Origin of the sequence: Roseateles sp. DB2, from assembly GCF_051857535.1 — a bacterium.
Taxonomy (GTDB): Bacteria; Pseudomonadota; Gammaproteobacteria; order Burkholderiales; family Burkholderiaceae_C; genus Roseateles_B.
The window spans coordinates 1-1527 of sequence record NZ_JBPZGY010000044.1 but is presented as its reverse complement, the minus strand read 5'-3'; the positions used below and the strand labels follow the sequence as shown (position 1 = coordinate 1527).

The 1527-nt window shown below is 70.8% G+C and carries 1 protein-coding gene and 1 pseudogene; both read left to right on the top strand.

Going from position 1 to position 1527, the window contains the following annotated elements; genetic code table 11:
- Positions 1-126 (top strand): annotated as a pseudogene (locus ACS5PK_RS22600) (sulfate adenylyltransferase subunit CysD); the annotation flags it as partial.
- A 93-nt stretch (positions 127-219) separates the two neighbouring features.
- Entirely contained in the window at positions 220-1527 is a 1308-nt protein-coding gene (locus tag ACS5PK_RS22595) for a sulfate adenylyltransferase subunit 1 (RefSeq protein WP_439442514.1), read from the top strand.

Below are 1527 nucleotides of genomic sequence, written 5' to 3'. Positions count from 1 at the left end.
GCCAGCGCTGCCGACATCGTGGCCGAGACCCTGACGGTGACGGTCAGCGAGCGTGGCGCCACGCGAATGGACGACAGAACCTCGGACGCCTCCATGGAGCGCCGAAAGAAAGAGGGCTACTTCTGACGCCACCCCGCGGCGCCCCGCGCTGCGACGAGCCCGCCGCTCAGGCAAGACCTGACCCCGGGCCTCACTCGACGACTACAGATTGAGCAAGCCATGAGTGCAGTTCCCCACTTCGAGACGGTCCACCAGCAGGACGTGGACACCCAGCACCGCGCCCTGCGCTTCCTGACCGCGGGCAGCGTGGACGACGGCAAGAGCACCCTGATCGGCCGCCTGCTGTTTGACAGCCGCGCCATCCTCGCCGACCAGCTGGACACCCTGGCGCGCCGCGCCGCCGGCCAGCCCATCGACCTCTCCCTGCTGACCGACGGCCTGGAGGCCGAGCGCGAGCAGGGCATCACCATCGACGTGGCCTACCGCTACTTCGCCACCAAGGCGCGCAAGTTCATCATTGCCGACGCCCCGGGCCACGAGCAGTACACCCGCAATATGGTCACCGCCGCCGCCGGCAGCGACGCCGCCGTGGTGCTGGTGGACATCACCAAGCTGGACCTGGCCCAGGCCGAGGTGCCCCTGCTGCCGCAGACCCGCCGCCACAGCCTGCTGGCCCACCTGCTGCGCGTGCCCAGCATCGTGTTCGCCGTCAACAAGATCGACGCCCTGGCTGCCGACGCCGCGGGCGAAGGCTTCGCCAAGGTCAGTGCCGCCCTGCGCCGCTTCGCCGAGGAAGCCGGCATCACCGTGACGGCCATCGTGCCCGTCTCGGCCCTGAACGGCGACAACGTCACCCAGCCGCTGGACGCCCCCTGGTACACCGGCCCCTCGCTGCTGCAGGTGCTGGAAAGCCTGCCCACGGCGCAAGAGACCGTCGAGGGCCCGCTGCAGCAGCCGGTGCAGTACGTGAGCAAGGAAGGCGAAGGCACGGGCTACCAGCCGCGCACCTTCTGGGGCCGCATCGCGCAGGGCCAGGTGAAGGCGGGCGATGAGGTCGAGGTGCTGCCCAGCGGCGTCAAGGCCGTGATTGCCGAGGTCCGCCGTGCGGGCGAGACCGTGGCCCATGCCGTGGCCGGAGAATCCGCCGGCCTGGTGTTCGACCGCCAGGTGGACGTGAGCCGTGGTGACTGGATCGTCGCTCCCGGCAGCGCCGCCCCGCGCCAGCAGTTCGAAGCCACCCTGGCTTGGCTGGACACCGAGGCCGCGCAGCTCGGCCGCAAGTACTGGGTGCGCCACGGCAACCGCTGGGTGCAGGCCCGCATCAGCGCCATCGAGCACCGCCTGGACATCCACACCCTGGCCGAGACCGAGGCCCACGAGCTGGCCGTGAACGAGATCGGCCACGTCGTGGTCGAGCTGCAGGCCCCGCTGCCCCTGGCGGCCTATGCCCAGAACCGCGTGGCCGGCGCGCTGATCGTCGTCGACCCCACCAGCAACCGCACCTCGGGTGCGCTGCTGGTGCGCTGA